The following is a 25,213-nucleotide window of genomic DNA, read 5'->3' on the forward strand; positions in this document are numbered from 1 at the left end:
TTAGAATAAAAAATATACTTCCAAAGATTATTAACGAACGATTTATTAGTATTTATTTAGATTAGTTCGATGTAGCATCAGTTTTTAAAGCCTCTGTAAGAGGAATTAAATCATTATCCTTAAATGCTACAACGAAACATGAAGTATATCCTTTATCAACAGCTACACCTCTCAACTCCTTGATTAAATTATAATTAGAAGTACTTCCGAAATAATACTTATACAATCCTTCAAACTGAATCTTTGATAATTGATCTAATCCATTAAAGTTTTTCGGCTCAAGTTCTATGTCATTAGATCCTGCTGCTATTTGTACCTTGAACGTTATTCCATCATACATTTTTTGTCCTACAACCTTTGTTATAGAATCGCTATCTACCACTTCCGGAACTTCTGGTTCAGGAGCATCAGGAACATAATATATCGCATCTAGACTCTCTTTATAATCTATAATAGAAGAAATAATAGATTTTGCCATCTCATCCTGACCCTTTTTAGAATTGAGGTATTTACCTTCTTTATTATTGGTAAGAAATCCTAGTTCTATTAACACACTAGGCATATAGGTTTGATGTAAAACAACAAAACCGGCTTGTTTTACTCCTCTACTTTTTCGTTTTAAGCTTTTATTAAATCCATTCTGAACGAAACTAGCCAAAGTAAGACTTTGATCTAGATATTCTTCTTGCATTAAAGTTAATCCTATTATTGATTCTGGAGAATTTGGATCAAACCCATCATAGTTCGCTTCATAATTATCTTCTAATAAAATAACTGAGTTTTCATTTTTAGCAACATTAAAATTCTCATTATTCGCATGTAATCCCAATACAAAAGTCTCAGTTCCATATGCTTGTGAACGGTGAGAATTACAGTGTACGGACACAAATAAATCCGCTTTAGCTTTATTTGCTATTTTCCCTCTTTCATGTAATTCTATAAACTTATCCGTACTTCTGGTATAAACCACTTTAAAACGATCATCTTTCTCTAAGGCCGTACCAACTGCTAAAACTACTTTAAGAGCAATATCTTTTTCCTTGTAACCATTTCCCCTATTTCCAGGATCATGCCCGCCATGCCCGGCATCTAAAACCACCACAAACTTCTCTTTATTACTCTCACTCACAACAGATAATGTAAATGCTGATAGGATAAAAACCGATGCAATTAAAAGTGAACTGTATATTATTTTCTTTTTCATAATTATGCAAAATTATCACTTAGCTTGAAACATTACCAAATTGTTTCCGTATTTAGTATAATAATTCTAAAATCATATGGTTATGACCTTAGAAATTAGAATACAGGTTTCATTTAAAAATAACGTTAGAGCAAAGTATTTGATATAAATATTTATTTTTTTACCAATTACAATCTCTACATAAAAAATATATGTAATTTTGGCACTTCAAAAACTAAGCCATAGTTTTACAAAAATAGGATATAAACCATTGCAAACAACGGTACGTAACATACTTTATTCACTAAGTTTTTCACTATTTTGTATTTGTTATACAACTGCACAAGAGTTCGATAAAACGACCAAAAAACCTATTCCAGCGCAAAAGGATTCTATTTCTTTACCAAAAAAAGGTTCCGAATCTAAAACTGAGTTACTGGAAAACGAAAAAGATCAAGACACAACAAAGAAGGATACCACAGTTGCTCCGCCACAATTATTAACTGATAAGGTCAAATATAAGTCTAAAGACTATATGAGACTAAGCCGTAGAGAAAATAAAATGTATCTCTATAATGAAGCTGAAATTATATATGGCGAAATGCAAATAAACGCAGGGCTTATCATAGTAGACAATGCTAAAAATGAAGTGTATGCCTACGGTATTAAAGATTCTGTGGGAGATTATACTCAAACACCTGTTTTTAAACAAGCTCAAAATGTAGTGGAGCCAGATTCTATTAGATTTAATTTTGATACAGAAAAAGCTTTAATATATAATTCCCGAACGAAACAAGGGGAAATGAATGTTAAAGGAGAAGTCTCTAAAAGGGTAAATGACTCTGTAATCTATATGAGTAATGTAAAATTTACAACTGCAGAAGATGTAGATAACGCTGATTACTATTTTTACGCTCGTAGAATAAAACTAGTACCTAAGAAAAAAATTGTCACTGGTTTGGTAAATATGTTTATCGCAGATGTACCAACTCCTCTTGGATTACCATTTGGTTATTTCCCTTTGCAAGATAAAAGAACTTCTGGTTTTATTATCCCTAGTTATGGAGAAGAAAATAACAGAGGATACTTTTTACAAAATGGTGGTTATTACTTTGCAGTAAGTGATTATGCCGATTTAACAATTACAGGGGATTACTATACCAATGGTAGTTATACCCTTCTTACTGAATCCGCATATGCCGTAAGATATCGATATAGAGGAAATCTCCGTTTTAGATTCGAAAATAATTTAACTAGTGAAAGAGGATTCCCTGATTTTGCTCAGAGAACTACTTACAACATACAATGGACTCATTCTCAGGATGCAAAAGCAAATCCTAATTCAAGATTTTCTGCTTCTGTGAATTTTGGTAGTAGTGATTTTTTCCAGCAGTCAACAAATCAACTTAATACTGGTAACTTCTTAAATAATCAACTTAGTTCTTCAATTTCTTATTCGAAAACTTTTCAAGGAGATCCACAAGTAAACCTAAATGTAGCTGCCAATCACAACTCCAATACCAATACGCAAGAAGTGAATTTATCGCTTCCTAATGTAAATGCTAGTGTTTCTAGAATATTTCCTTTTGCTCCAAAAGTAGGTGTTAAGAAAGGAATCATACAAAATATTAATACGCAGTACAACTTTAGAGGAGAAAACAGAATTACTACTACCGATGATGATCTTTTTACAGGAGATATGTTCAACGATGCAAGAATCGGTATGCAGCATTCCATACCTATTAGCACGAATTTTAAGATCTTTAAGTACTTAAGTGCCACTATGGGTACAAGTTTTCAGGAAAATTGGGTTTTTGAAACTATTGATCAGAGTTATGATCCAGATGCTAACGACGGTGCAGGAGAAGTTGTTAGAGATACCATTGCTGGTTTTGATGCTTATAGAACTTATAATTTTTCAACAAGTTTAGGAACTACTATATATGGAACTTTTAACTTTAAGAAAGATAAGAAAATCCAGGCAATACGTCATACTATGAGACCATCAATTAGTTATAGTATCAATCCGGCTTTTGATCAATTCTATGATGAATATACAATAACCGATGACCCGAATACATTAGATATTGACGAAACAGAAGTAGTTGAATACTCTAGATTCGAAGGTGGGTTCTTCGGTGCCCCAAGTAATACTTTTTCTAGTAGCATTGGCTTTTCTTTAAGCAATAACCTTGAAGCTAAGGTAAAGAGTAAGGATACCACTGATTTAGAACCCCGAAAGGTGGTTTTATTAAATAACTTAAATTTTAGAACCGCATATAATATTGCTGGTGATTCTCTGCAATTGAGCCCACTATCTATTACCGGAAATATTCCTATAATAGAGAACAAACTAGACATTAACTTTAGTGCAGAGTTAGATCCTTATGCATTAGATAACAACAATCGCAAAATAGATGTTTGGAACATTGATAACGGAGGTAGTCTATTTAGATTAACTAGAGCCAGTGCTAATTTTGGATATTCCTTTTCTAGTAAAGATTTTGAAAAAGGCCAGTCTAATGAAGATCCTTTATCCAATCAAACTTTACAAAATGGTGGACGACCCGATAATTTATTTGGTGGTGGAACAGATTTTAGAGATGACCAGTCAAATCGTCCAACTAATGACAATAAAGAAAAAAGGGATATCAAGAACTATAATTACAAAATCCCTTGGTCCTTACGCCTATCATATACCGTCAATTACAGTAATAATGCTAGGCAAAATGAAATTTCATCACACTCAATTATGTTCTCTGGAGATGTAGAACTAGCTCCTAAATGGTCGGTTGGAGTATCCTCTGGGTATGATCTTAAAAACCCTGGATTCACATATACCAATTTAAGGTTCCAAAGAGACTTAGACAGTTGGAATTTGAGTTTTAATTGGATTCCTTTTAGTGAAAGAACATCATGGAACTTCTTTATAGGTATCAAATCCTCTGTTCTTAGTGATATTAAGTATGATAAAAGACGTGAACCGGACAGACAATTATAAGTTAAGTTAGTATCTTAAATCTGTATACTTAAGTTATACTAGGTTTATAAAATCAAAACAAACAATAACACAACACACATTATGAAAAAAATAATAACTACTACTAATGCTCCTGCTCCGATAGGCCCTTACAGCCAAGCTATTCTTAATGGTAATACACTTTACACTTCTGGTCAAATAGCTATCAATCCTGAAACTGGAAAACTGGTTATGGATGATATTAAAACTGAGGCAAAAATGGTAATGAAAAACCTTAAAGGAATTCTAGATGAAGTAGGTATGACATTTGAACACGTTATAAAAACTACTATTTTCTTAAGTGATATGAATAATTTTTCTCAGGTAAACGAAGTTTATGGAAGCTATTTTAATGAAGATACTGCTCCAGCCAGAGAAACTGTAGCTGTTGCTGCGTTACCAAAATTTGTAAATGTAGAAATTTCGGTAATTGCGGTGAAATAATATCCATTTCAAAAAATATATTAAAAGCTCAAGCAAAATTTGTTTGAGTTTTTCTATTTTTAAATATGACCGATTTCGAAATTACCTCTAATGATGAATTATCTAATCTTATTATAAGAAAAGGTATTAGCTCTTGGGTTCAACTAATCCAATTTATCAAAGATCTCCCCTATGGTCGAAATGCCAATAGAATAGACTCTAAATTGGTTATCTTAGAACAAAAGGGTACTTGTAGTTCTAAACACGCATTATTGAAACGAGTAGCTAATTTAAATGGAAGAAATGATATAGATCTTATTATTGGCATTTATAGAATGAATAGTATAAATACTCCCAATATTGGAAACATCCTTTTAGAAAATAACTTAAACTACATTCCTGAAGCTCACACCTATTTACGGTACAAAAATCAAACTATAGATGCGACATCTAGTATATCGGATTTTTACAAAATCGAAAATGACGTAATAGTTGAAAAAAACATAAAACCTCTTCAAGTAGGAGATTTTAAAATCCATTATCACCAAGAGTATATCAAATCTTGGATTATTGAAGAAGAATTAAATTTTTCATTTGATAAAATCTGGGGAATTAGAGAGCAATGTATCCGAAATTTATCCCAATAATTTATAGTCCCTTTAGTAATAACTGTGCAGTAGCAGGATTTGTAGCCAACGGAACGTCATACACATCGCATAACCTCATCAACATAAAAATATCAGGCTCATGAGGATGTTTTGCCAAAGGGTCTCTAAAGAAAATAACCATATCCACTCTTTTTTCTGCAACACCAGCGGCAATTTGTGCATCACCTCCAAGAGGACCAGATAATAATGCTTCTACATCAAAACCTGCGCGCTTTGCTTTCTCTCCAGTGGTACCCGTAGATATAAGCGATACATTTTTAGATTGTAAGATTTCTTGATGTTCATTCAGAAATTGAACCATTTCTGCTTTTTTACCATCGTGTGCTATAATTGCTATTGTAATCATTGTAATTATACTGAAAGGATATCCGAAATACGAAGAAGTTCTTTATTGATACTATGATCTTCTTTTAAACCATTATCAAAATCGGTAGCTACAATCTTATTATTAAGTAATCCAACCATCACATTTTGTTCTCCGTCTAACAGCAGTTCAACTGCTTTAACACAAAGCCTACTTGCCAGTGTTCTATCAAAACAAGAAGGAGAACCTCCTCGCTGCATATGCCCCAAAACCGTAACCCTTACATCGTAATCTGGCATGTTTTCCGTTACATAATCCGCAAGTTCATACACATTTTTTCCAATTTTATCACCTTCACAGACTACGACTATACTTGAAGATTTTCCGGATCTTTTACTTCTTTTTAATGATTCTAGCATTCTATCTAATCCTAAATTTTCTTCAGGGATTAAGATTTCTTCTGCTCCAGCTCCTACTCCACTATTTAATGCTATAAAACCTGCATCCCGCCCCATTACTTCAATAAAAAATAATCGATCATGCGAACTTGCTGTATCTCTAATTTTATCTATCGCATCAACTACCGTATTTAAAGCCGTATCATATCCTATTGTAAAGTTAGTTCCTGCAATATCATTGTCTATAGTTCCTGGAACTCCGATAACAGGTATATCATGTTCTTCACTAAAGATCTTTCCTCCTTTAAAAGTTCCATCTCCTCCAATCAATATCATCGCATCCACCTCAGCCTTTTTAAGGTTTTCTGCAGCTTTTTTTCTTCCTTCAGGAGTTTTAAATTCTGCAGAGCGAGCGGACTTAAGAATGGTACCTCCCGCACTAATAATATTACGAACGCTACGGGCATTCATTTCACAATAATCATTTTCTATCATTCCTTGATAGCCCCTATAAAAACCAATACATTTTACATTATAATAAGAGCAAGCACGTGCTACTGCCCTAATAGCAGCATTCATTCCAGGAGAATCTCCTCCTGATGTCATTACCCCAATAGTTTTAATTTGTTTAGCCATTTATTGTGTATAAATTAGATCCGATTACTTGTTCTTATCTGTAAAATTAATAAATTCTGGTTTCTCTATATCAATAGTATCTTTTGTTTTTTGAGACAAAGAATCCTTTACTTTTTTAGACTTAAATACTTTATCCCAAAGTTCTCCAAAATTATTAAAATCTACTGAATAAGAAAGTCCCAATCCTTGCTTATAGCCTTGGGATTCTCCTATGTACTGAATTTCATTTTGTCGATTAAATATCTTTCCTTTTAAAGTTCCATCCTCATTAAAAAGGTATTCTACTTCCACATCTCCAGTTACTACGGATTCACTTACGCCTCCTATTGGAACTCCCACTCGTCCATTAATTAAGATTCTATTATTAATCTGAGTAGAAACTGTTACTCCAAATTGATCAGCAGCTTCTTGATCAACATTTCTATTTCCTTGAACATAATTTACACCGACTGTAAATTTATCATCATCACCAGAAAAGATACCATTTACCAATCCAGCTGCACGTTCTACCAAATTCCCTGTAATAAAGGTTGGATCTAAGTTTCCGCTATAAAATTGTCCTTGTGTTACTAAGGACAGTGCTTGTAATTCTTTCGTTGCTTGATCTTCTAATTGATACTCTAACTCACTTTTTGCAACGGAACTTAAATTAGGTAATTCTATATTAAAATTAAGATCAGGTTGTATTAATTCTCCATTAAGATCTACTACTACCTCTACTGGTATTTTACGATTAATGGTTGCATTCTCTAATAGCACCGCTGGATTTGCTTCCGTTTTATATACTGCACTAAGATTAAGTTTAGCTCGTGTTGGGCTACCATCCCAGTTTATACTACCTCCAGATCTTACAGTAAAATCTTTACCAACTAAAGCTCCATATCTAAAATTATAACTTCCTTCATAAGCCACAAAATCCCCCCACATATTAAATTTTCCATTTGTATTAATTTCTATAAGTAAGGTTCCGGCTCCTCTCCCCTTTAAAGAACTTCCTGTTTTTTTATCGACAACAACTTCTACTAATGCATTATTATTAACATCAAGATCAAAATTAAGTTCTAAACCTTTTATCTCTTCTAATATAATTTCTTTCCCGGCTAAACGTGCTTGTTTTTCTTCTGGGCTCAAGAAATGAATATATGAGTTATCCCCGATCGATTCGGATTCATTTAAGGGTATTTTAAATATCGTTCCCTCTTCTGTAGTTGCATTCACATTAATGACCAAACCATCCGTAGGACCTTCAATGGTTGCATCTCCACTGATAAAACCAGTTCCGTAATACAAAGATTCTTCATCCTCTTCGGTATCCAAAACCAACAATCGCTCACTTGCATTTAACGTAAGACCCAAATCCCATTTAGAAAAACGTTGATGACCAATATACCCTCCTAAGACACCTTTGGTTTTATATTTAGTATCTGTAATAGAGACATCATCAAAATTAAAACGTTGCTTACTGAGTACAATTCTAGAATCATCATCAAAATCAAGATCAACATTTAAATACGGTACTTTTAAACCTGCTTCGTTAAGCCTTAGTAAACCATCAATCGATGGATTCACATAATCCCCAGTAACCTTAGCACTACCACTTACGAAACCTCTAAGATCAGATATTACAATTCCTCCTAATTGACTAAACCCAGACATATTGAATCGCTCTAAATCTACATCTATATTCATATCCGGATCCTTACCAGAAACATCAATTGATCCTATTGCAGAAAGTATTTTTACATTTTCTTCATTTACCAACCTCGTATTTACAGTAAACTCGGTCAACGATTCGTTTCCAGAAGCATTCATTCGGAGTTCCCCTAATTTTGAATCATTTACTGCTAACTTATCAATTATTACAGTAGAACTTGGAAAATACACTCCTTTGTCTTGAAACACCTTAAGATCGCCATCTACTACTCCTGATAGCTTTAAATTTTCTATATAAGGCGTAATTTTATTAAGATCTACATCTTTAAAAGTAGCTTTAATATCCTTATTATCCTTACCGGTAACAGTTCCAGAAACATTTATCTCCTCCCCTTCGTGACTTAACCGAATAGCTCTAATGTCTATATTCTGAAAATTATTATCAAAAATTATTTTATTACTACTTTTACTCTTATTTCGATTAGCATACCAAGTATATCCCTTAAAGGTAAAATCAGATTTCTTAAACCCTAAAACCGAATTATTATCTTCATTAATAGTATGGTAAAATTCTAAGTTATAATCATCTACATTATTTTTACCTCCTTTAAATTCTGAGCGCATAAACAATGTATCATTAAGTGTTACATTAATCAAACTAAACTTAGATACATCATAATACTTCGTATCTATACTATCGATAGCCACATAGGTGTTAAATAATGGGTTTTTATTATCTACCTGAATATCCACTTCTTTCATTAAATTATCAAACGCCTTAATAGATGGTGACTTAAATGTTAATTTAAATTCGGAATCATTACTTTCTACTTTCCCTTTTATCGAGGTATTTGGAGCAAATTCAATTTCTGGAAAAAAGACATCTACAATTTTATTATAAATTTTAAAATTGAATTCCATAAATTCATTGTCCGTAATCTCTGTAGGTTCAAAATTAGCATATAGACTTCCTATAGAATTTCTAAATAAGTCATATACATTTTCAAATCTAAATATCCCTTTTACATTACCTTCTATAATATCAGGACTATTTACGGTAATTGTTCGTACATTCTTATCATCAAAACTTGAAGTAATATCAAAATCATCAAAGTAATAACTAGCATTTTGATTTTTATATAATGTCTTCTCAAATGAAATGGTACCAAAAGCATCGTTAATACCCGTTCCTTTCATTTTCATTTTTACATCTCCGTTGAAAACAGAAATACTATCTCTGGTAAAAAAGTTCAAGCGATGTAAATCTATATGATCCACATTGGCAGTAAAATCATAATTATTAATTTCCTTAGATATATCCGCTACACCATTAAAACTAAACTTCATATTTGGATCGTCGGAAACTAATTTTCCGTCGAAAACAGGATCTTTTAGGTTCCCAAATACATTCAAATCGGTATATGTATACCCGTTAAATTCGAATTTCCTGATATCTCCTTCTAATTTAGTATCAAGATTATCTAACGTAAAACCTCTTCCGTCTACATGTATATCGAATGCTGCATTTCCAAGATTTTTCTTACTCAATAATTGACCTACATTAAAATTATTAGAAATTACATTTCCATTATAAGTGGCGTTTTTTACATTATCTAGATCACCTAATAAAACAAAAACATTAATTTTTCCTAACTGAGAAAAGAAGTCCATATCGACATCAACATCTTTAATCGTTACTATTGTTTGACCCACACCTTTTACACTTCCTAATTGATAAAGTTGCTTTGGTAATGATTCTCCCAAGATGTTAGGTAATAAATTGACCAAGTCATAATAGTTCGTAGTCAAATTCTTTAGATCACCATCTAATCTAAACTTAGAAACATTTGTTACCGCATTTCTAATTCTAATATCTCCTTGAATGATCGACCGATCTAATCCTGAAATATCTGAATCTAGTATTTCGAAATCGTTTAGCTTACCTTTTAGTTTGGTGTTTTTTAAAATCAAATCTTCGTCATTACCAAACTCCTTATAAAAAGGAATTAAATCATTCGTAGAAACAGTAGCTTTATTAAAATTAGCCGAGATATTAACGCTGTTTTCGAAATCAACCAATCCACCGCGTTCATATGAGAATACTATCTCTCCCTCTACTTTAGAATCAATAGTTTCCAATAATAACTCTCGAAAACGCATTTCTGTAGGAGTAATGGAAAAACCCGTTTTTAAATTAGAAACATTTAATCCTCTATGATCTTTAAATGACAACAAATCTGTGGTTATATAAAAATCTTCTCCATCAACTTTTAAACTTTCTGCATCTAATAAAATATCCCTTATCACAACTATTCTTGGAGAACTAAGATTTTCATCAATGTAACTATATTTACTATTCTCCATAGTCACATTTCCTGTAGTGAGTAAAAACTTAGTATTAGATGTGGAAGTCTTACCTGTATTAAATTTTCTAATAAAAGTCATAAGGTTGTCGCTACGCTCACCTTTATACATTTTCATTCTAAAGGTTAAATCATCAATAGAAACACTTCCTAATTCCGGTTGTCCTTTGGAAATCTCTCTTATATTCAGAATTGAAGTGGCGATATTTTTAGCATATATTAATGTATCCTTATGATGATCTTTTACAAAAACTTCTTTTAAATTTACATCTCCTGAATAAGTCAAACCTACTCTACCCACATTGATATCTACATCATACTCATCATTAAGATAATTAGTGATTTTTTTACCTAAAAAAGTTTGAACTGCAGGAATGGAAAATAGTATCACTAATAGCACAAATAGCGAAATAAGGATAAGGAATATCCTTTTCAATATTTTCCCGAATTTTTTGATACGTTTTATTGTTTTAACTTTGCTGACAATATTAACAATTTCTATGCCCTTTTCCTCATAATGAGCTCACAAAATGTATACATCCTAGGTATTGAGTCTTCTTGCGATGACACCTCTGCTTCTATATTATGCAACGGTCGCGTGCTATCAAATGTTGTAGCATCACAAAAAATTCACGAACAATATGGTGGTGTTGTCCCAGAATTAGCTTCTAGGGCGCACCAGCAAAATATTGTTCCTGTTGTTGATCAAGCCATAAAACAGGCGAACATCAATAAATCCGATCTTAGTGCAATTGCTTTTACCAGAGGTCCTGGTCTAATGGGATCATTATTGGTAGGCACTTCTTTTGCTAAGTCATTAGCACTTTCGCTAGAAATTCCACTTATTGATGTTAATCATATGCAAGCTCATATACTAGCACATTTTATTGATGAAGAGGATTTTGATAAACCAGAGTTTCCATTTCTTGCTTTAACTATTAGTGGAGGGCACACACAGATTGTAAAAGTTACTGATCATTTTGATATGAAAATTATTGGTGAAACAATCGATGATGCAGTTGGAGAAGCTTTTGATAAAAGTGCAAAAATATTAGGACTTCCTTATCCAGGAGGCCCTTTAATTGATAAAAAAGCGCAGTCAGGAAATCCAAAAGCGTTTCCTTTTACAAAACCTAGAGTCGATGGTTTAAACTTTAGTTTTAGCGGTCTCAAAACTGCTGTATTATACTTTGTTCAAAAACAAGTTAAAGAGAACCCTGATTTCATAAAAGAGAATCTTGAAGATGTTTGTGCTTCAATTCAATATACAATTATTAATATTCTTATTGACAAATTAAAGAAAGCTTCTAAAGAAACAGGAATAAAGGCCATTGCCATTGGTGGAGGAGTTTCTGCGAACTCTGGAATACGAAAAGCATTAAAAGAAGGGGAACATAAATACGGATGGAAAACTTTTGTCCCAAAATTTGAATACACTACAGACAATGCAGCCATGATCGGTATTGTTGGTTATCTAAAATATTTAAAAAAGGATTTTACTGATATGAGTATTGTTGCTAAAGCCCGAATTAAGTTTTAATTTTTCACTTATGCAGTTATTCTATAATAAGGATATTACAGAAACCACTCAAGAATTTCAATTTTCAAGAGAAGAAAGCAAACACATCACTAAAGTTTTACGAAAAAAAGAAGGTGATTTAGTACAAATCACCAATGGGTTAGGTCTATTATGTAAAGGGGTTATTACATTTTCAAGCCCTAATAAATGTATTATTCAATTAGAAGAAAGACATCATCAACCGTCTAAGGATTATAGATTACATCTTGCAGTTGCTCCTACTAAAATGAATGATCGCTATGAATGGTTTTTAGAAAAAGCTACAGAAATTGGCGTTGATGAAATTACTCCAATTATTTGTGATCACAGTGAACGAAAAATAATCAAACCAGAACGATTTGAACGTATATTACAAAGTGCTATGAAACAATCACTTCAATCGTATTTGCCTATATTAAACAAAGCTATTTCTTTTAAGGAATTTTTAAAAAAAGATACTTCGGACCAGTTACTTATTGCACATTGTGAAGAAACTAAGAAACAATCTTTAAAGGATATTCTTAAATTACATAGTGCCACTACATTATTAATAGGTCCCGAAGGAGATTTTTCTACCAAAGAAATTGAGAGCGCTTTAAAAAAAGGAGTTATCCCTGTTACTTTAGGAGAAACAAGATTAAGAACAGAAACCGCTGCTATTGTTGCAACGCATAGTGTCGCTTTTTTAAATTCGTAGTTTAAATAATTAATATCTTTACAAAATCTAATAACCAAGATTATGATTGTAAAAATTAGAATATCCATCTGTGTTATTGTTTTTTTTGCAAGTTGTTCATCGAATGACAATTCCAGTACAGGTTCTGATTCTCCGGATCCCTCACTCAATACAATTAGTAGTTTAGAATATATCGATGAAATAATAATTACTAATGACCCTATTGATCATGTTCCTACAGGAGGCTTTTCTGGTATTGATTATAAAAACGATACTTGGTACATAATAAGTGACGGATCAAACCCTATCAGATGTTACATAGCCAACATTGCCTTTAACCAAGAAGGTTTCTCAAATGCCTCCATCAGTTCGCTAATAGAAATTAAGGATGAAATAGGAACTTCCATTCCAGAAAATGAAATAAACCCTGAGGCTATTAGATTCGATATTGACACAGGTAATATCATTTATACCAGTGAAGGTTCTATTAGCAACAACGTTGATCCAGCCCTATTAGAGATAGAACCTAATGGCACTCAATTACGCAGTTTCGTACTACCAGAAAATTTAAATGCCAATACAACAAATGATCAATCCGGACCAAGACATAATGGTACATTAGAATCATTGTGTATTAGTTTTGATTCCAATGCATATTGGATTGGCATGGAACTTCCATTAATTGAGGATGGACCAGAACCAACAACTACAGAAACAGAATCTCCAGTTCGTATTACTCGAATTAATAAAACAAATGGCACACCAGAAAGACAGTTTGTATATGAGCTGGATGCTGTTGATCGCGAACCTGCTTTAGGAACAACATTTAGCATTAACGGACTGGTTGAAATTTTAGAATATGATGAAAATCAATTTCTTTTTCTAGAAAGATCATTTTCTTCAGGATATTTGGATGGAGGTAACACTGTAAAAATTTATAATGTTGACGCTACCAACGCGAGCAATACATTAAATACTGGTCCTCTTTTATCAGAAACAGTAACAAAAGCGACTAAAACACTTTTGTTTGAATTTAACAGTATCCGTAGTGAATTGACTAATAATACTGTGGATAATATTGAAGGAATAACTTTTGGCCCTCTATTTTCTGATGGAAGTAAATCTCTGATTGTTATTTCTGATAACAATTTTAATGCCTTCTTACCGCAACTAAATCAAGTAATTCTTTTTAAAATAATTCCTTGATAACATAAACTTAAGATGTTTTTACTTTTAACTATCACTATTCAATAGTAGTGTTAAGTTATAATTAAGAATACATAGTTTGTTCCAAATGATGGTTTTACGATACCCATTTCTTTGTATATTGCTAAACTATTTTCACTCAATTATAATTACTATTATGAAAAAACTTTATTTTTTATTTTTTACTATTACTCTTTCTCTAGCTTCTTATGGGCAAACTCCTGTTATTACAGCTATAGTTGATGGAGACTGTTCTGGAGGACTACCGAAACTTTTAGAAATTTATGCCGATGGTATGGTCGACTTCTCTTTATACTCTCTAGAGAATCAAACAAATAACAGTACAACTTGGGGAAACACCCAAGACCTTTCTACATTAGGAATAGTTACAGATGGATTTGTATATATATCTACTTCAGGAAGTATTGATGGAACCAATGGTAATCCTAGTACACTCGGATCTGAATTTCCTTCTTTAGCATCAGCCACAGTTTTAGCATCAAACACTATTAATGTTAATGGTGATGATAGAATCAGAATTATATTAAATAGCTCTGGTGCGACTGTTGATCAATATGGTGTTGATAATACTGATGGAAGTGGAACAACATGGGAATATACTGATTCTTATGCCAAGCGTGTAGACGGAACTGGACCTGATGCTGGTTTTACAGAAGTAAACTGGACCATTCCTGGATCTGGAACCTTAAACAATTTAGGCACATGTCAAGGTGGAACAGATACTTTTGAAACTCTTATAGGTGGTATAGGTACATATTCTACTACAGTATCTACAACACCTACAATAAATGTAAGTGGTGCGGTTTCTGGATTAGATTATTTTGAAGCGAATGGCCCTTCTAATGAAGGTACATTTACTGTATCTGGATTAAACCTTACTACCGATCTTACAATAACGGCGCCAGCAAATTTTGAGGTTTCTCTTACTACAGGAAGTGGTTTTGCATCTTCTGTTGCTATAACTCCTGCAATGGGTACAATCGCCACTACTACTATTTATACTAGATTAGTAGCCGGGTTAACTTCTAACTCTTACACTGGTGATGCCACAGTTTCTTCTACTGGGGCAACAGATCAAACAGTAATGTTAAGTGGAACTGTTTCTCCTGCTGATCCCCAATTCACTGTATCTGGTTTTATTGGAGACTTTTCATATTTCGAAGGATCTGGTCCATCTACTGAAGATAGCTTTAATGTAGAAGGTTTATTTCTTACTGGAGATATAACAATAACCGCTCCTACTAATTTTGAAGTATCTCTTACTACAGGAACTGGCTTTGGTTCTTCTGTTAGTATAGCGCCAACCACAGGAACTGTAAATAGTACTGAAATTTTTGTACGAATGGCATCTGGATTAACGGCAAATTCTTATACTGGAGACATTACAGTATCATCTCCGAGTGTAACAGATGAAACAATTTCTCTAAATGGAACAGTTTCTCCTGTCGCAGTTTGTGCAAATGTTGGTGATATCATCATTACTGAAATCATGCAAAACCCTTCAGCCGCTGGGAATGATCCTAATGGGGAATATTTTGAAGTATACAATACAACTGGAAGCGCAATTGATATACAAAGCTGGATTATTAAAGATGATAATCAAGCTGGTGAAACTCATGTTATAGGATCTTCGTTAATTGTACCTCCAATGGGATACGTTTTGATTACAAATGCAGCGACTCCAAATGGAGGAATTACTCCTGACTATACATATGCAAATGACATTTCTTTAGGAAACAGTACAGATGGTATTATTATAGAATGTGGTTCTACAGTTATTGATCAGGTAATCTGGGATAATGGAGCTACCTTCCCTGATCCTACTGGAGCTAGTATGGAATTATCAATCAATGACCTAAATAGCGTTGCTAATGATGATGGAGCTAACTGGGCAGAGGCGGTTACAGCCTTTGGTAGTGGTGACCTCGGTACACCAGGTGATGCTAATGATAATGCTAGTACTTTATCTGTTGATGATTTTGATGAAAAATTAGAAAACTTTAATATGTTTCCTAATCCAACAAATACAGGTTTTGTTAATATCACAACTACATCAAATTCAGCTACTACTGTTAGCGTATTTGATATGTTAGGTAAGCAAGTTATTTCTGAAACTTTAAATAACAATCTTCTTAACGTATCTAATCTCAATGCTGGCATTTATCTAATTAGATTGGATCAAACCAGTGGTTCTGTTACGAAAAAGCTTGTGATAGAATAGTATAATACATATAACTGATATAATATAAAGGGCATTATCTATCCGGATAATGCCCTTTATATTTTTAAACTTTATTAATAAAACCAATACTAATCATAATATATCCAAATATTTTCCTCTCTATATTCTCCATAGTTCTCTTCTAGATCTACCGCTACCAAATTTAGAGCTCCATCTATTTTATAACTACCTGATTCAGTAATTTTTTTACCTAATAATTCTTCCCAGAAACTTATATTACCTCTAACATTCATAGAGTTTTCACAAACCTTAATAAGAGTTGCTCCACTTTCTAAATGAGTTCTTATCCAAGGATCATAGACTTTATTGTTCTTCTTTAAGTCGATATAATCTTTCATCAATAATTGTGGATGATTATGCTTTAAAATTGGTCGTATCGGAATTATGAGTTTATCTAACCCAAGACTCTTTCTAATTTCTTTTCCTTTAGATATTAATAACTTACTATATCCTTGACCTTGATATTTTTTTGTTACAATAATCTGCAGACCTCCTAAAATATTGGGTAGTACATTATCCTCAAAATCTGAAATCCCTTTTCTAAGAAGCCAATCCCATCCTTCCTGAGGTAAATCTTCCAACATTTGGTCCCAAAATATGGGGATTGCATTCATAAAACCCAAAAGATCATTATTAGAATCAACCATGAAAACCTGAGTGTGAGGAAAATAATTTTCCAGCCTACTCCAATATTCTTCTGTAACCCTAGATCTTAAAATAATTTCTGGAAAGGCTTCGGTGATAGCAGATTTATACTGTTTTATTAGAGAGCTATCTAAATCAGAATACTTAAGGTATGTTATCAAATTAATTCTATTGTTATTGAAAATTCTTAATACATTGTATTTGGATTCGCTGACTTTTTTGGAATTTGCTGTATTGAGTCCCAATGTTCACATATTTTTCCATTTTTGTCAAAACGAAAAAAGTCCATCGTTACATATTCATCATTTCCCGGCCAAGTTTGGTGTGTATGAAGCGATACTAGATCTCCTTCAGCAATACATCTTACAAACTCTATGGATTTATTAGGATATTCTTGTTGCATTCTTTCAAAATAAGATATAAACCCCTCTGTTCCATCTGCCACATCAGGATTATGCTGAATATATTCATTACCAAGATATTTCTCCACGGCTTCTTTAGGTTTACCTTCATAAGCCATTTTATAAAAAGCAATAGCATTTTTTTTATTTTCCTCTAGATTCATACTCTATAATTATACTTGTTTTTTTAAACAAAATCAATTACGATTTCTTTTATTTAGCATCCTTTATATAGCTATCTATTATCTCTTCTAAAACATCTAAAGGAACTGCTCCATTTTTTAAAACTGCATTATGAAAATCTCTTAAATCAAATTTGTCTCCTAATTGTTGTTTAGCTTTTTCTCTTAGCTCAAGAATTTTAAGCATTCCTATTTTATATGCACAAGCTTGTCCTGGCCAAACAATGTAACGTTCTATTTCTGTTGTTACCTCTGTAGTAGTCATTCCTGTGTTTTGTACCATGTAATCAATAGCTTGTTCTCTAGTCCATTTTTTATGATGAATACCAGTATCTACTACCAAACGAACGGCTCTAAACATTTCTGCTTGTAATCTACCTAAATTTCCAAAAGGATCATTTTCATAAAAACCTAACTCCCAAGCTAATTGTTCTGAGTATAATGCCCAACCTTCAATATATGATGTAAAAAGACCAATAGTCCTAAAAATTGGAACTCCTTCTAACTCTGATTGAATAGCGATCTGAAAATGATGTCCAGGCACCCCTTCATGATAGGCTAACGTTTTCATTCCGAACTTAACAGATTCATGGACATTTCTAAGGTTTGCATAAAAAACACCTCCACGTGAGCCATCCATAGCTGGTCTTGTATAATAAGCTCCTGCTGATCCTTCTTCCTTAAATTCTGGAACTCTCTTAACCTCTAAACCTGCTTTTGGTCTCACATCAAAAGCATCATCTAAACCTGCACTGATCTCAGATAATATGCGATCATACTCATCTATTACCATTTTTCTTCCTTCATCATTATTTGGAAAAAGAAAACGCTCTTCCTTATTTAATTCTTGAATAATCGCTCCTAATGTTTTTGTAGAATCTACATATCCTTCTGCAGAAAGGATTTGATGCATTTCATCTTTTATTCTAGCGACCTCTGACAATCCAATTTTATGTACCTCTTCTGGATCTAAATCTGTGGTGGTTCTTTGCTTTAACTGATATCTATAAAAAGCTTCTCCATTTGGTAGTTTCCAAACCCCATCATCTGTAGTAGCTTTATTTTTTAATTGTTTAAAATATTCTATTAATTTTTTATATGCTCCAAAAACACTAGTTTGTACTTTATCTTCAACTTGTTTCTTTAAATCATCTTTTTCTTCATCAGATAAATCTTCTAACTCATCTATTTTAGTTTGAAAATTAGTGTAAAGAATATTTGATTTTACTGCAGAGTCTTCATTCGAATTTGCTCCTACAAAACCATTCATTTCATCGATAACACGATCCATTACGAATTTAGGAGGTATAATTCCCTTATCTTCCCTTATTTTGAGATTTTCAATTAACTGATCAAACTTAGTTTCAAATTTAGTTAAACGAGTAATGTAAGCTTCTGCATCGCTCTTATCCCTAAGTTTATGAGAGTTTTCCATTAGACTTGGCAAAGAACTTTGTATTCCTCCCATTTGATTTACTGGATAGTCATGATAGAAAAACTGTTCCCCTTCCATTAAACTTTCCAAATAAAAACCTAATATCTTGGTATTTAGTTTGTTTGCGTCGGATTGATTCTCAAAATTATAACTCTGTAAAGTTTCATAATCTTCTTTCATTTTATTAAAAGATTCCCACTGTTTTTTATCAGAGATATCGTCTAACTCATCTTTTGACCAGTCATAGATTACGGGAATTCCCATCGAAGTTGTTAATTCAGGGCTTTCTAAAGCTAATTCTACAAATACTTTGTCATAAAAATGATTAATGCTAAATGGTTTAAACCAGATAAGATTAACTAACCAGAGTACCCCTAATGCTAGAATAATTAATAAGGTTCTTGAAGTCCAAAATTTCCAAGTGCGTTTCTTTGCCATGATAAGTGATTTATGTGAATTTGATTGATTGATACTATATTGTTAATGCTAAGGTAGTAAATGTTAGAGTAAGAAATTACCTGTTAATACAAACATTCAATATTTACTATACATCCTTTTCCGCGAGTGATTGGTAATGGTAATTAATTTATAAAATTTTACTTGATTTTACTAAGTAAAATTCTTGCTTCGATATTTTCTTCATCTAGGATTAACGCCTTTTCTAAAAACTCAATTGCTCTATCCTCTTCTTTCTCATAGAAATAACTTCTTCCTAACAAAAAGTTTAAATATGAGGATTCTATTTTTTTATCCAACAGTTCCTGAGCCAAGGTAATAACTTCTAGTTCTCTCCCTAAACTACTAAGCATCTGTATCGCATTCTCCCAATCATTTATGTTAAATGAATCTGGTTTAATAATTGATTTCATTTCTGGATTATTTCGTAGAAAATAAAATGCAGGAATATTTACCGACCATTTTGGATTTTCTGACAGCCCTTTTTTGATCCATTTGATCGCTTTGTATTCATCACCCAAAATAAAATTAGTTTTTGCAATTCGAGTATAAATACCATCCCATCCGTCAAGCATTGATTCTGCTTCTAATAATTTTTGTTTAGCTCTTTTTATATTTCCTTCTCTATGTGCATATAATGCCTGATTAAGCCTAATTCGTCCATAATGATACTTCATTAATATTTGTAATTCTTTAATAGGTTTTTTAGAATTATCTACTCGCAAATCAATTTGGTTATACCACGCATTATCAACTCCCTTTACAACAATTGCAGCAGATTGTTTTCCAGAAATTTGTCCACCAGCATTTTGTCCAGCAATTAAGCTTTGTAAAAGTCGTTCTGCCAATGTTCCTTCGGTATTTTTAAATGCTTTAGACATTTGCGAAAGTACTTCTCTATCTAATTGATTACCTATAACTACAAAATTCTCACCTAACACCTCTGATGCTTCTCCATTCCAATACTTTAAGGATTCTCCTGTAAAAGCATACACATTTCCTTCTACATCCATACCAGATACTTGTCTATAGTGCGACCCTTTATCGTTTTCTTTAACCTCTAGAATGGCTTGTTTTATTGATTTACCAGCTTTTAAGTTTTTAAAACCTTCTATGGCGTACAGAGGTTCAGTTTCGGCAATAACTGAAAAAGCTCCAATCGCTGGGTCAATATAAACCGTAGAGTTTCCAACATATATATTATTGGTTGCAACAGCAATTCCATATTCTTTAGCTTTCTTGTCATAAGCTAGAATAGAAAAAGTAGCATTGATATTCTTATCAGTTAATAGACTTGGTAAATTTTGACTGTATCCGGATATAGCTAATGACACTATAAAAGCTAACAATGAGGCATCTCGTGTTTTCATTTGGCTGTTTTAAAACAGACGTTTACGAAACAACTTTGTTACAGTATACAGTAAAAGCTATAACATTCATTGTTATAGCTTTTAAATATTATGCTCGTAAATTATTAAATATTTATCCTAGCTGCACCAGTAGTCGCCAATTTATTATCCTGAGTATATGCTATAACCGATAACTCATCTTTATCTGCTATCCAATCCGGAATCGACAATGTAACAGATCCAGAGATATCCTGTTTCACCAAACGACTAGCAACTATATTTGTGTTTTTCAAACTTCTATTTCGATTCTCTCCTCTACCAATCTCAGTGGTTCTCTCGGACACAACCAATGCAAATGTTACCTGATCAAATGAATCACCTTGGACTCCATAATCAATTTTTAGCGTATTAGTATCTCGTTCTACATTAGTAAACTTAATTACATTAGTTGTTTTTGATTTAGAATAATTACGTATTGCAGCCAACGCCTTGGAGCTATTAGATCCAGTGAAATGTTCACTACCATTAACAACTAATTGAGGAGTATATATAGATCTACTATTAAACTGTTGTGCATAATCCCTTTGATAATCACTAAACGCTTCTGTACTAAAAGGATCTTTCCATCCTAATCGATTCCAATAATCCACATGATAAGAAAGAACAAATACATTATCATTCTCGTATTTTTCATTAATCATATCTAATAATTCATCTGCAGGAGGACAACTGCTGCATCCTTGAGAAGTAAACAGTTCCATAACCACAATTGAGTTGTTATCACTCTGTGCCTGAACCACTGTAGTAATTATGAGCGTTAATAGTATCAAAAGGTTTCTCTTCATCTTGTTTATTTTAGTACTTTTAGATTCTATTATTTAGACGATGATGACCAAAAAACTTACAAGTTTTCTTTTTCTAGTGGCATTCTCTGGAGTTGTTTTAGCACAGGATATTGCTGTATTACAATACAATGGAGGTGGTGACTGGTATAGTAATCCTACCGCATTACCGAATTTGATTAGTTTTTGTAATCAGAATATTCAAACCGCAATGAGTGCCAAACCTAAAACGGTAAAACCAGAAAGTGTTGATATTTACCAATATCCATATATCCATATGACTGGTCATGGAAATGTTTTCTTTACAGAACAAGATGCGGAAAATATAAGAAACTATTTATTGAGTGGTGGCTTTTTACATATTGATGATAATTATGGAATGGAGCCTTACATAAGGAAAGAACTTATTAAAGTTTTTCCGGATCAAGAATTAGTAGAATTACCTGTATCACATCCGATATTTTCTGCTAAATATAAATTTCCACAAGGACTCCCTAAAATACACGAACACGATGGAGAAAGGCCTCAAGCATTGGGAATTACCTATGAAGGTAGACTTGTATTATTATTTACCTTTGAAAGTGATCTTGGAGATGGTTGGGAAAATCCAGAAATTCACAATGACTCCGAAGAAGTTCGTCAGAAAGCACTAAAAATGGGTGCTAATATTATCAAATATGCTTTTGAAAATTAATTAAATGCCAACGCAACTAACTCACGAAACCACAGTTTTTATCAAAAAACAATTCCCAATTACTTTGATCTGCGATAGCGTAAATTCTCCTGCTAATATCGGCAGTATTTTTAGAATTGCAGATAGTTTTGGTGTGGAACAAATTTACTTCTGTGGCCAAAACATAACTATTGTTAGTAAAAGAATGGAACGAACTGCAAGATCAACGTACAAAACAATTCCTTACCAACATCACGAGCATATTCTACCGCTCATAGACAACTTAAAATTAGAAGGATACAAAGTTGTTGGTTTAGAAATTACAGAAAACAGTGTACCGGTTTCGACAAAATTATTTTCTGTGAATGATAAAATTGCACTTGTTATTGGCGAAGAGAAATCAGGAATTTCTAAAGATGTACTAACAAAATTGATGAAAAGTATACATATCAATATGTATGGTACCAACAGCAGTATGAACGTTGCTACAGCTACCGGTATTGCACTGTATGAAATTACAAAACAATTGATGATTGATGATCAATAGTTATAAATGATCATATGTTTATCAATTAACTAAAGTTTGTTTAAAAATATAATTATGAATTCAAAAACAATCGCATATGGGATTTTAAGAGCCCTAGGAATCGTTGTCGGAGTAGTCATTTTACTTTGGTTTTTATATAAAATACAATCTATTCTTCTCTATGTTACTTTTGCTGCGGTAATTTCTTTAATGGGAAGACCGTTTGTGTTATTCCTAAAAAGACGATTAAAATTCAATAACTCACTTGCCGTAATATTTACACTTTTTATCACCATTGGTCTCTTTCTTAGTTTATTTCTCTTGTTTGTGCCTATCATTACAGAACAAGGACAATTGATCGGAGAAATTGATATAAATGAAGTTGGAGATGACCTAGATCGTTTAAACCAGGAGATCAGCGATTATTTTAACGTAGAAAAACTGAACTTTATAGAATTAATTAAGCAAACTGATTTAATGGAGTTCTTTGACTTAAAAGCGATTCCTGATGCTATCAATACCTTTTTAAGTGGTTTCGGAGCCTTATTAATCGGGTTGTTTTCTGTCTTATTTATTTCTTTTTTTCTATTAAAAGACAGTAAGTTATTGGAAAAAAGTTTGATGGTTTTTGCCAAAAAAGAAGATGAAACTAGGTTTATGCGTGCGTTTAATAAAATCAAAGATTTATTATCTAGATACTTCGTTGGCTTGCTACTACAGATATTTATACTATTCGTTTTATATACTATTTTATTATTGATTTTTGGGGTTCACAATGCGATTGCAGTTGCTTTAATTGCGGCTATTTTCAACTTAATACCTTACGTAGGCCCATTATTTGGTGGAGCTTTGGTATTAATCTTGGCCGCGACAAGTAATTTGGGATACGATTTTCAATCCGTTATTCTTCCTAAATTAACCTATATTTTAATAGGATATATCGTAATACAGCTAATTGATAATTTCTTAAATCAGCCTTTGATTTTCGGGAACAGTGTAAAATCACATCCTTTAGAGATTTTCCTTGCTATACTTATTTTTGGTGCATTATTTGGAATTGGAGGTCTAATTGTAGCTGTGCCTTTTTATACAGCTATTAAGGTAATTGCAAAAGAATTTTTATCTGAGTATAAAATTGTTAAGCAATTAACTAAAGAATTGTAACGATTGAATAACAACGTATTACATAAGGAAGTACAGGATTTTATCTATAAAAAATCCAACGAACCAATAGATCTGACTAAGTTTATATTATCCGGTAGTCCTTATGATACTATAAGCGTACAAGAATTAGCCCAGCAGATTAATGGTAGACAAAAGACAAAAGACAAGTTACCACTATGGTATAAAACAAAGGATATCTATTATCCTCCTACCCTTAATTTAGAACAAACTTCATCAGAAGTCACGGCACTTTATAAAAGCAATTTAGTTACCGGCAATAGCTTAATAGATCTTACTGGAGGTTTTGGAATCGATGACTATTATTTTTCTAAAAAGGTAAAGCAAGTTATTCATTGTGAATTAAATACAGATTTAAGCGAAATAGCAGCTCACAACTTTAGAGCTCTGAATGCTCACAATATAGAAACTCACTCTGGTGATGGGTTAGAAATTTTAAAAAAACTAGAGTTTGTAGATTGGATTTACATTGATCCATCTAGAAGACATGATAGCAAAGGAAAAGTATTTTTCTTAGAAGATTGTTTACCAGATGTTCCATCTAATTTAGACCTATTATTTTCTAAAAGTGATCGCATATTAATCAAAACTTCTCCTCTACTCGATATTCATTCTGGATTAAAATCATTACAATTTGTAAAGGAAATTCATGTTATTGCGGTAAACAATGAAGTAAAAGAGTTGCTTTGGGTATTAGAGAAAAATATCGAAACTGATACCCTAATTAAAACTATACAAATCAATAAGAATGAAAATCAGATATTCGATTTTTCATTAAAAGAAGGAAATAATACTTTACCTAAATTTTCTAATCCAAAAAAGTACGTGTATGAGCCTAATGCTGCCATTATGAAATCAGGAGGGTTTTATAATGTTTCAAAAAGTTTTGACCTAGAAAAACTCCATCAACATTCGCATTTATATACTTCTGATAATCTTATTAATTTTCCTGGAAGGAGTTTTGAAATACTTTCTGTGTTCCCTTATCAAAAAAAAATACTGAAGAAGGAAAAAATTACAAAAGCTAATATTACTACACGTAACTTTCCAGAAACTGTTTCCGAAATTCGTAAAAAATTTAAAATTAAAGATGGTGGAGACATCTATCTATTTTTTACAACGAATTGTAATGAAGAAAAAATAGTTTTAAAATGTAAAAAAGTATAAAATTT

General features: G+C 32.4%; 20 protein-coding genes. 11 read left to right on the plus strand and 9 right to left on the minus strand.

The window, feature by feature from the left end:
* Positions 1-61 precede the first annotated feature (61 nt).
* Positions 62-1,204 carry an N-acetylmuramoyl-L-alanine amidase gene (locus tag J8L88_RS15825; protein WP_211061235.1) on the minus strand — a complete coding sequence of 381 codons (1,143 nt, stop codon included), beginning with the start codon at positions 1,202-1,204 and terminating at the stop codon, positions 62-64.
* 199 nt (positions 1,205-1,403) lie between these two features.
* On the opposite strand from J8L88_RS15825, the gene J8L88_RS15830 reads away from it, so the two are divergent.
* The 3 genes from J8L88_RS15830 to J8L88_RS15840 all read left to right on the plus strand — a co-directional run bounded on the left by J8L88_RS15830 (position 1,404) and on the right by J8L88_RS15840 (position 5,272).
* A complete protein-coding gene (locus J8L88_RS15830) occupies positions 1,404-4,184 on the plus strand; it encodes a putative LPS assembly protein LptD (RefSeq protein WP_027392713.1) in 2,781 nt (926 codons plus the stop codon).
* An 81-nt stretch (positions 4,185-4,265) separates the two neighbouring features.
* Positions 4,266-4,646 carry a RidA family protein gene (locus J8L88_RS15835; RefSeq protein ID WP_211061236.1) on the plus strand — a complete coding sequence of 127 codons (381 nt, stop codon included), beginning with the start codon at positions 4,266-4,268 and terminating at the stop codon, positions 4,644-4,646.
* Between the two features lie 65 nt (positions 4,647-4,711).
* Positions 4,712-5,272: a hypothetical protein gene (locus tag J8L88_RS15840; RefSeq protein WP_027392715.1), complete on the plus strand. Its 561-nt coding sequence runs from the start codon at positions 4,712-4,714 to the stop codon at positions 5,270-5,272.
* 1 nt (position 5,273) lies between these two features.
* Here the strand turns inward: J8L88_RS15840 and J8L88_RS15845 are convergent, their stop codons facing one another.
* The 3 genes from J8L88_RS15845 to J8L88_RS15855 are packed head-to-tail and all read right to left on the minus strand — an operon-like array spanning position 5,274 to position 11,083.
* On the minus strand, positions 5,274-5,636 hold the full coding sequence (locus tag J8L88_RS15845; protein ID WP_027392716.1) for a methylglyoxal synthase: 363 nt from the start codon (positions 5,634-5,636) through the stop codon (positions 5,274-5,276).
* An 8-nt stretch (positions 5,637-5,644) separates the two neighbouring features.
* Positions 5,645-6,631: a 6-phosphofructokinase gene (gene pfkA / locus J8L88_RS15850; RefSeq protein WP_118386481.1), complete on the minus strand. Its 987-nt coding sequence runs from the start codon at positions 6,629-6,631 to the stop codon at positions 5,645-5,647.
* Between the two features lie 24 nt (positions 6,632-6,655).
* On the minus strand, positions 6,656-11,083 hold the full coding sequence (locus J8L88_RS15855; RefSeq protein WP_247666500.1) for a translocation/assembly module TamB domain-containing protein: 4,428 nt from the start codon (positions 11,081-11,083) through the stop codon (positions 6,656-6,658).
* Positions 11,084-11,164: 81 nt separating this feature from the next.
* On the opposite strand from J8L88_RS15855, the gene tsaD reads away from it, so the two are divergent.
* The 4 genes from tsaD to J8L88_RS15875 all read left to right on the plus strand — a co-directional run bounded on the left by tsaD (position 11,165) and on the right by J8L88_RS15875 (position 16,329).
* Positions 11,165-12,187 carry a tRNA (adenosine(37)-N6)-threonylcarbamoyltransferase complex transferase subunit TsaD gene (tsaD, locus tag J8L88_RS15860; protein ID WP_118386482.1) on the plus strand — a complete coding sequence of 341 codons (1,023 nt, stop codon included), beginning with the start codon at positions 11,165-11,167 and terminating at the stop codon, positions 12,185-12,187.
* Positions 12,188-12,197: 10 nt separating this feature from the next.
* Positions 12,198-12,902: a 16S rRNA (uracil(1498)-N(3))-methyltransferase gene (locus tag J8L88_RS15865; RefSeq protein ID WP_211061237.1), complete on the plus strand. Its 705-nt coding sequence runs from the start codon at positions 12,198-12,200 to the stop codon at positions 12,900-12,902.
* A gap of 42 nt (positions 12,903-12,944) precedes the next feature.
* Positions 12,945-14,087, plus strand: coding sequence for an esterase-like activity of phytase family protein (locus J8L88_RS15870; protein WP_211061238.1), 1,143 nt, complete (start codon positions 12,945-12,947; stop codon positions 14,085-14,087).
* 157 nt (positions 14,088-14,244) lie between these two features.
* Positions 14,245-16,329, plus strand: a complete 2,085-nt coding sequence (locus J8L88_RS15875) for a lamin tail domain-containing protein (RefSeq protein WP_211061239.1) — start codon at positions 14,245-14,247, stop codon at positions 16,327-16,329.
* 89 nt (positions 16,330-16,418) lie between these two features.
* Here the strand turns inward: J8L88_RS15875 and J8L88_RS15880 are convergent, their stop codons facing one another.
* From J8L88_RS15880 to J8L88_RS15900, 5 genes are all read right to left on the minus strand, one after another.
* A complete protein-coding gene (locus J8L88_RS15880) occupies positions 16,419-17,156 on the minus strand; it encodes a hypothetical protein (RefSeq protein WP_051336074.1) in 738 nt (245 codons plus the stop codon).
* 26 nt (positions 17,157-17,182) lie between these two features.
* Positions 17,183-17,560: a nuclear transport factor 2 family protein gene (locus tag J8L88_RS15885; protein ID WP_027392721.1), complete on the minus strand. Its 378-nt coding sequence runs from the start codon at positions 17,558-17,560 to the stop codon at positions 17,183-17,185.
* Between the two features lie 49 nt (positions 17,561-17,609).
* Complete coding sequence (locus J8L88_RS15890; RefSeq protein WP_211061240.1) at positions 17,610-19,451, minus strand: DUF885 family protein; 1,842 nt, start codon at positions 19,449-19,451, stop codon at positions 17,610-17,612.
* Positions 19,452-19,609: 158 nt separating this feature from the next.
* Positions 19,610-20,839, minus strand: a complete 1,230-nt coding sequence (locus tag J8L88_RS15895; protein WP_211061241.1) for a DUF1028 domain-containing protein — start codon at positions 20,837-20,839, stop codon at positions 19,610-19,612.
* Positions 20,840-20,943: 104 nt separating this feature from the next.
* Positions 20,944-21,663 (minus strand): thioredoxin family protein, encoded by a 720-nt coding sequence (locus J8L88_RS15900; RefSeq protein WP_027392723.1) that lies wholly within the window; start codon positions 21,661-21,663, stop codon positions 20,944-20,946.
* Positions 21,664-21,706: 43 nt separating this feature from the next.
* Here J8L88_RS15900 and J8L88_RS15905 point away from each other — a divergent pair, with 43 nt between their 5' ends.
* From J8L88_RS15905 to J8L88_RS15920, 4 genes are read left to right on the plus strand one after another with little or no spacing between them, the layout of a single operon-like run.
* Complete coding sequence (locus J8L88_RS15905; RefSeq protein WP_211061319.1) at positions 21,707-22,354, plus strand: DUF4159 domain-containing protein; 648 nt, start codon at positions 21,707-21,709, stop codon at positions 22,352-22,354.
* A 4-nt stretch (positions 22,355-22,358) separates the two neighbouring features.
* The gene (locus J8L88_RS15910; protein WP_118386489.1) at positions 22,359-22,880 is read left to right on the plus strand and encodes a TrmH family RNA methyltransferase; all 522 of its coding nucleotides are present in this window, start codon (positions 22,359-22,361) and stop codon (positions 22,878-22,880) included.
* Positions 22,881-22,934: 54 nt separating this feature from the next.
* On the plus strand, positions 22,935-24,023 hold the full coding sequence (locus J8L88_RS15915; RefSeq protein ID WP_211061242.1) for an AI-2E family transporter: 1,089 nt from the start codon (positions 22,935-22,937) through the stop codon (positions 24,021-24,023).
* A 3-nt stretch (positions 24,024-24,026) separates the two neighbouring features.
* Positions 24,027-25,208 carry a class I SAM-dependent methyltransferase gene (locus tag J8L88_RS15920; protein ID WP_211061243.1) on the plus strand — a complete coding sequence of 394 codons (1,182 nt, stop codon included), beginning with the start codon at positions 24,027-24,029 and terminating at the stop codon, positions 25,206-25,208.
* Positions 25,209-25,213 lie beyond the last annotated feature (5 nt).

It is taken from the genome of Aquimarina sp. MMG015, from assembly GCF_018100855.1.
GTDB classification, from domain to species: domain Bacteria; phylum Bacteroidota; class Bacteroidia; order Flavobacteriales; family Flavobacteriaceae; genus Aquimarina; species Aquimarina latercula.

Excerpts from the sequence above, each read along its gene's own strand:
- J8L88_RS15825 (WP_211061235.1), bottom strand. The coding sequence starts at position 1,204 with ATGAAAAAGAAAATAATATACAGTTCACTTTTAATTGCATCGGTTTTT.
- J8L88_RS15835 (WP_211061236.1), top strand. The coding sequence starts at position 4,266 with ATGAAAAAAATAATAACTACTACTAATGCTCCTGCTCCGATAGGCCCT.
- J8L88_RS15840 (WP_027392715.1), top strand. The coding sequence starts at position 4,712 with ATGACCGATTTCGAAATTACCTCTAATGATGAATTATCTAATCTTATT.
- pfkA (WP_118386481.1), bottom strand. The coding sequence starts at position 6,631 with ATGGCTAAACAAATTAAAACTATTGGGGTAATGACATCAGGAGGAGAT.
- tsaD (WP_118386482.1), top strand. The coding sequence starts at position 11,165 with ATGAGCTCACAAAATGTATACATCCTAGGTATTGAGTCTTCTTGCGAT.
- J8L88_RS15865 (WP_211061237.1), top strand. The coding sequence starts at position 12,198 with ATGCAGTTATTCTATAATAAGGATATTACAGAAACCACTCAAGAATTT.
- J8L88_RS15870 (WP_211061238.1), top strand. The coding sequence starts at position 12,945 with ATGATTGTAAAAATTAGAATATCCATCTGTGTTATTGTTTTTTTTGCA.
- J8L88_RS15875 (WP_211061239.1), top strand. The coding sequence starts at position 14,245 with ATGAAAAAACTTTATTTTTTATTTTTTACTATTACTCTTTCTCTAGCT.
- J8L88_RS15885 (WP_027392721.1), bottom strand. The coding sequence starts at position 17,560 with ATGAATCTAGAGGAAAATAAAAAAAATGCTATTGCTTTTTATAAAATG.
- J8L88_RS15890 (WP_211061240.1), bottom strand. The coding sequence starts at position 19,451 with ATGGCAAAGAAACGCACTTGGAAATTTTGGACTTCAAGAACCTTATTA.
- J8L88_RS15895 (WP_211061241.1), bottom strand. The coding sequence starts at position 20,839 with ATGAAAACACGAGATGCCTCATTGTTAGCTTTTATAGTGTCATTAGCT.
- J8L88_RS15900 (WP_027392723.1), bottom strand. The coding sequence starts at position 21,663 with ATGAAGAGAAACCTTTTGATACTATTAACGCTCATAATTACTACAGTG.
- J8L88_RS15905 (WP_211061319.1), top strand. The coding sequence starts at position 21,707 with ATGACCAAAAAACTTACAAGTTTTCTTTTTCTAGTGGCATTCTCTGGA.
- J8L88_RS15910 (WP_118386489.1), top strand. The coding sequence starts at position 22,359 with ATGCCAACGCAACTAACTCACGAAACCACAGTTTTTATCAAAAAACAA.
- J8L88_RS15915 (WP_211061242.1), top strand. The coding sequence starts at position 22,935 with ATGAATTCAAAAACAATCGCATATGGGATTTTAAGAGCCCTAGGAATC.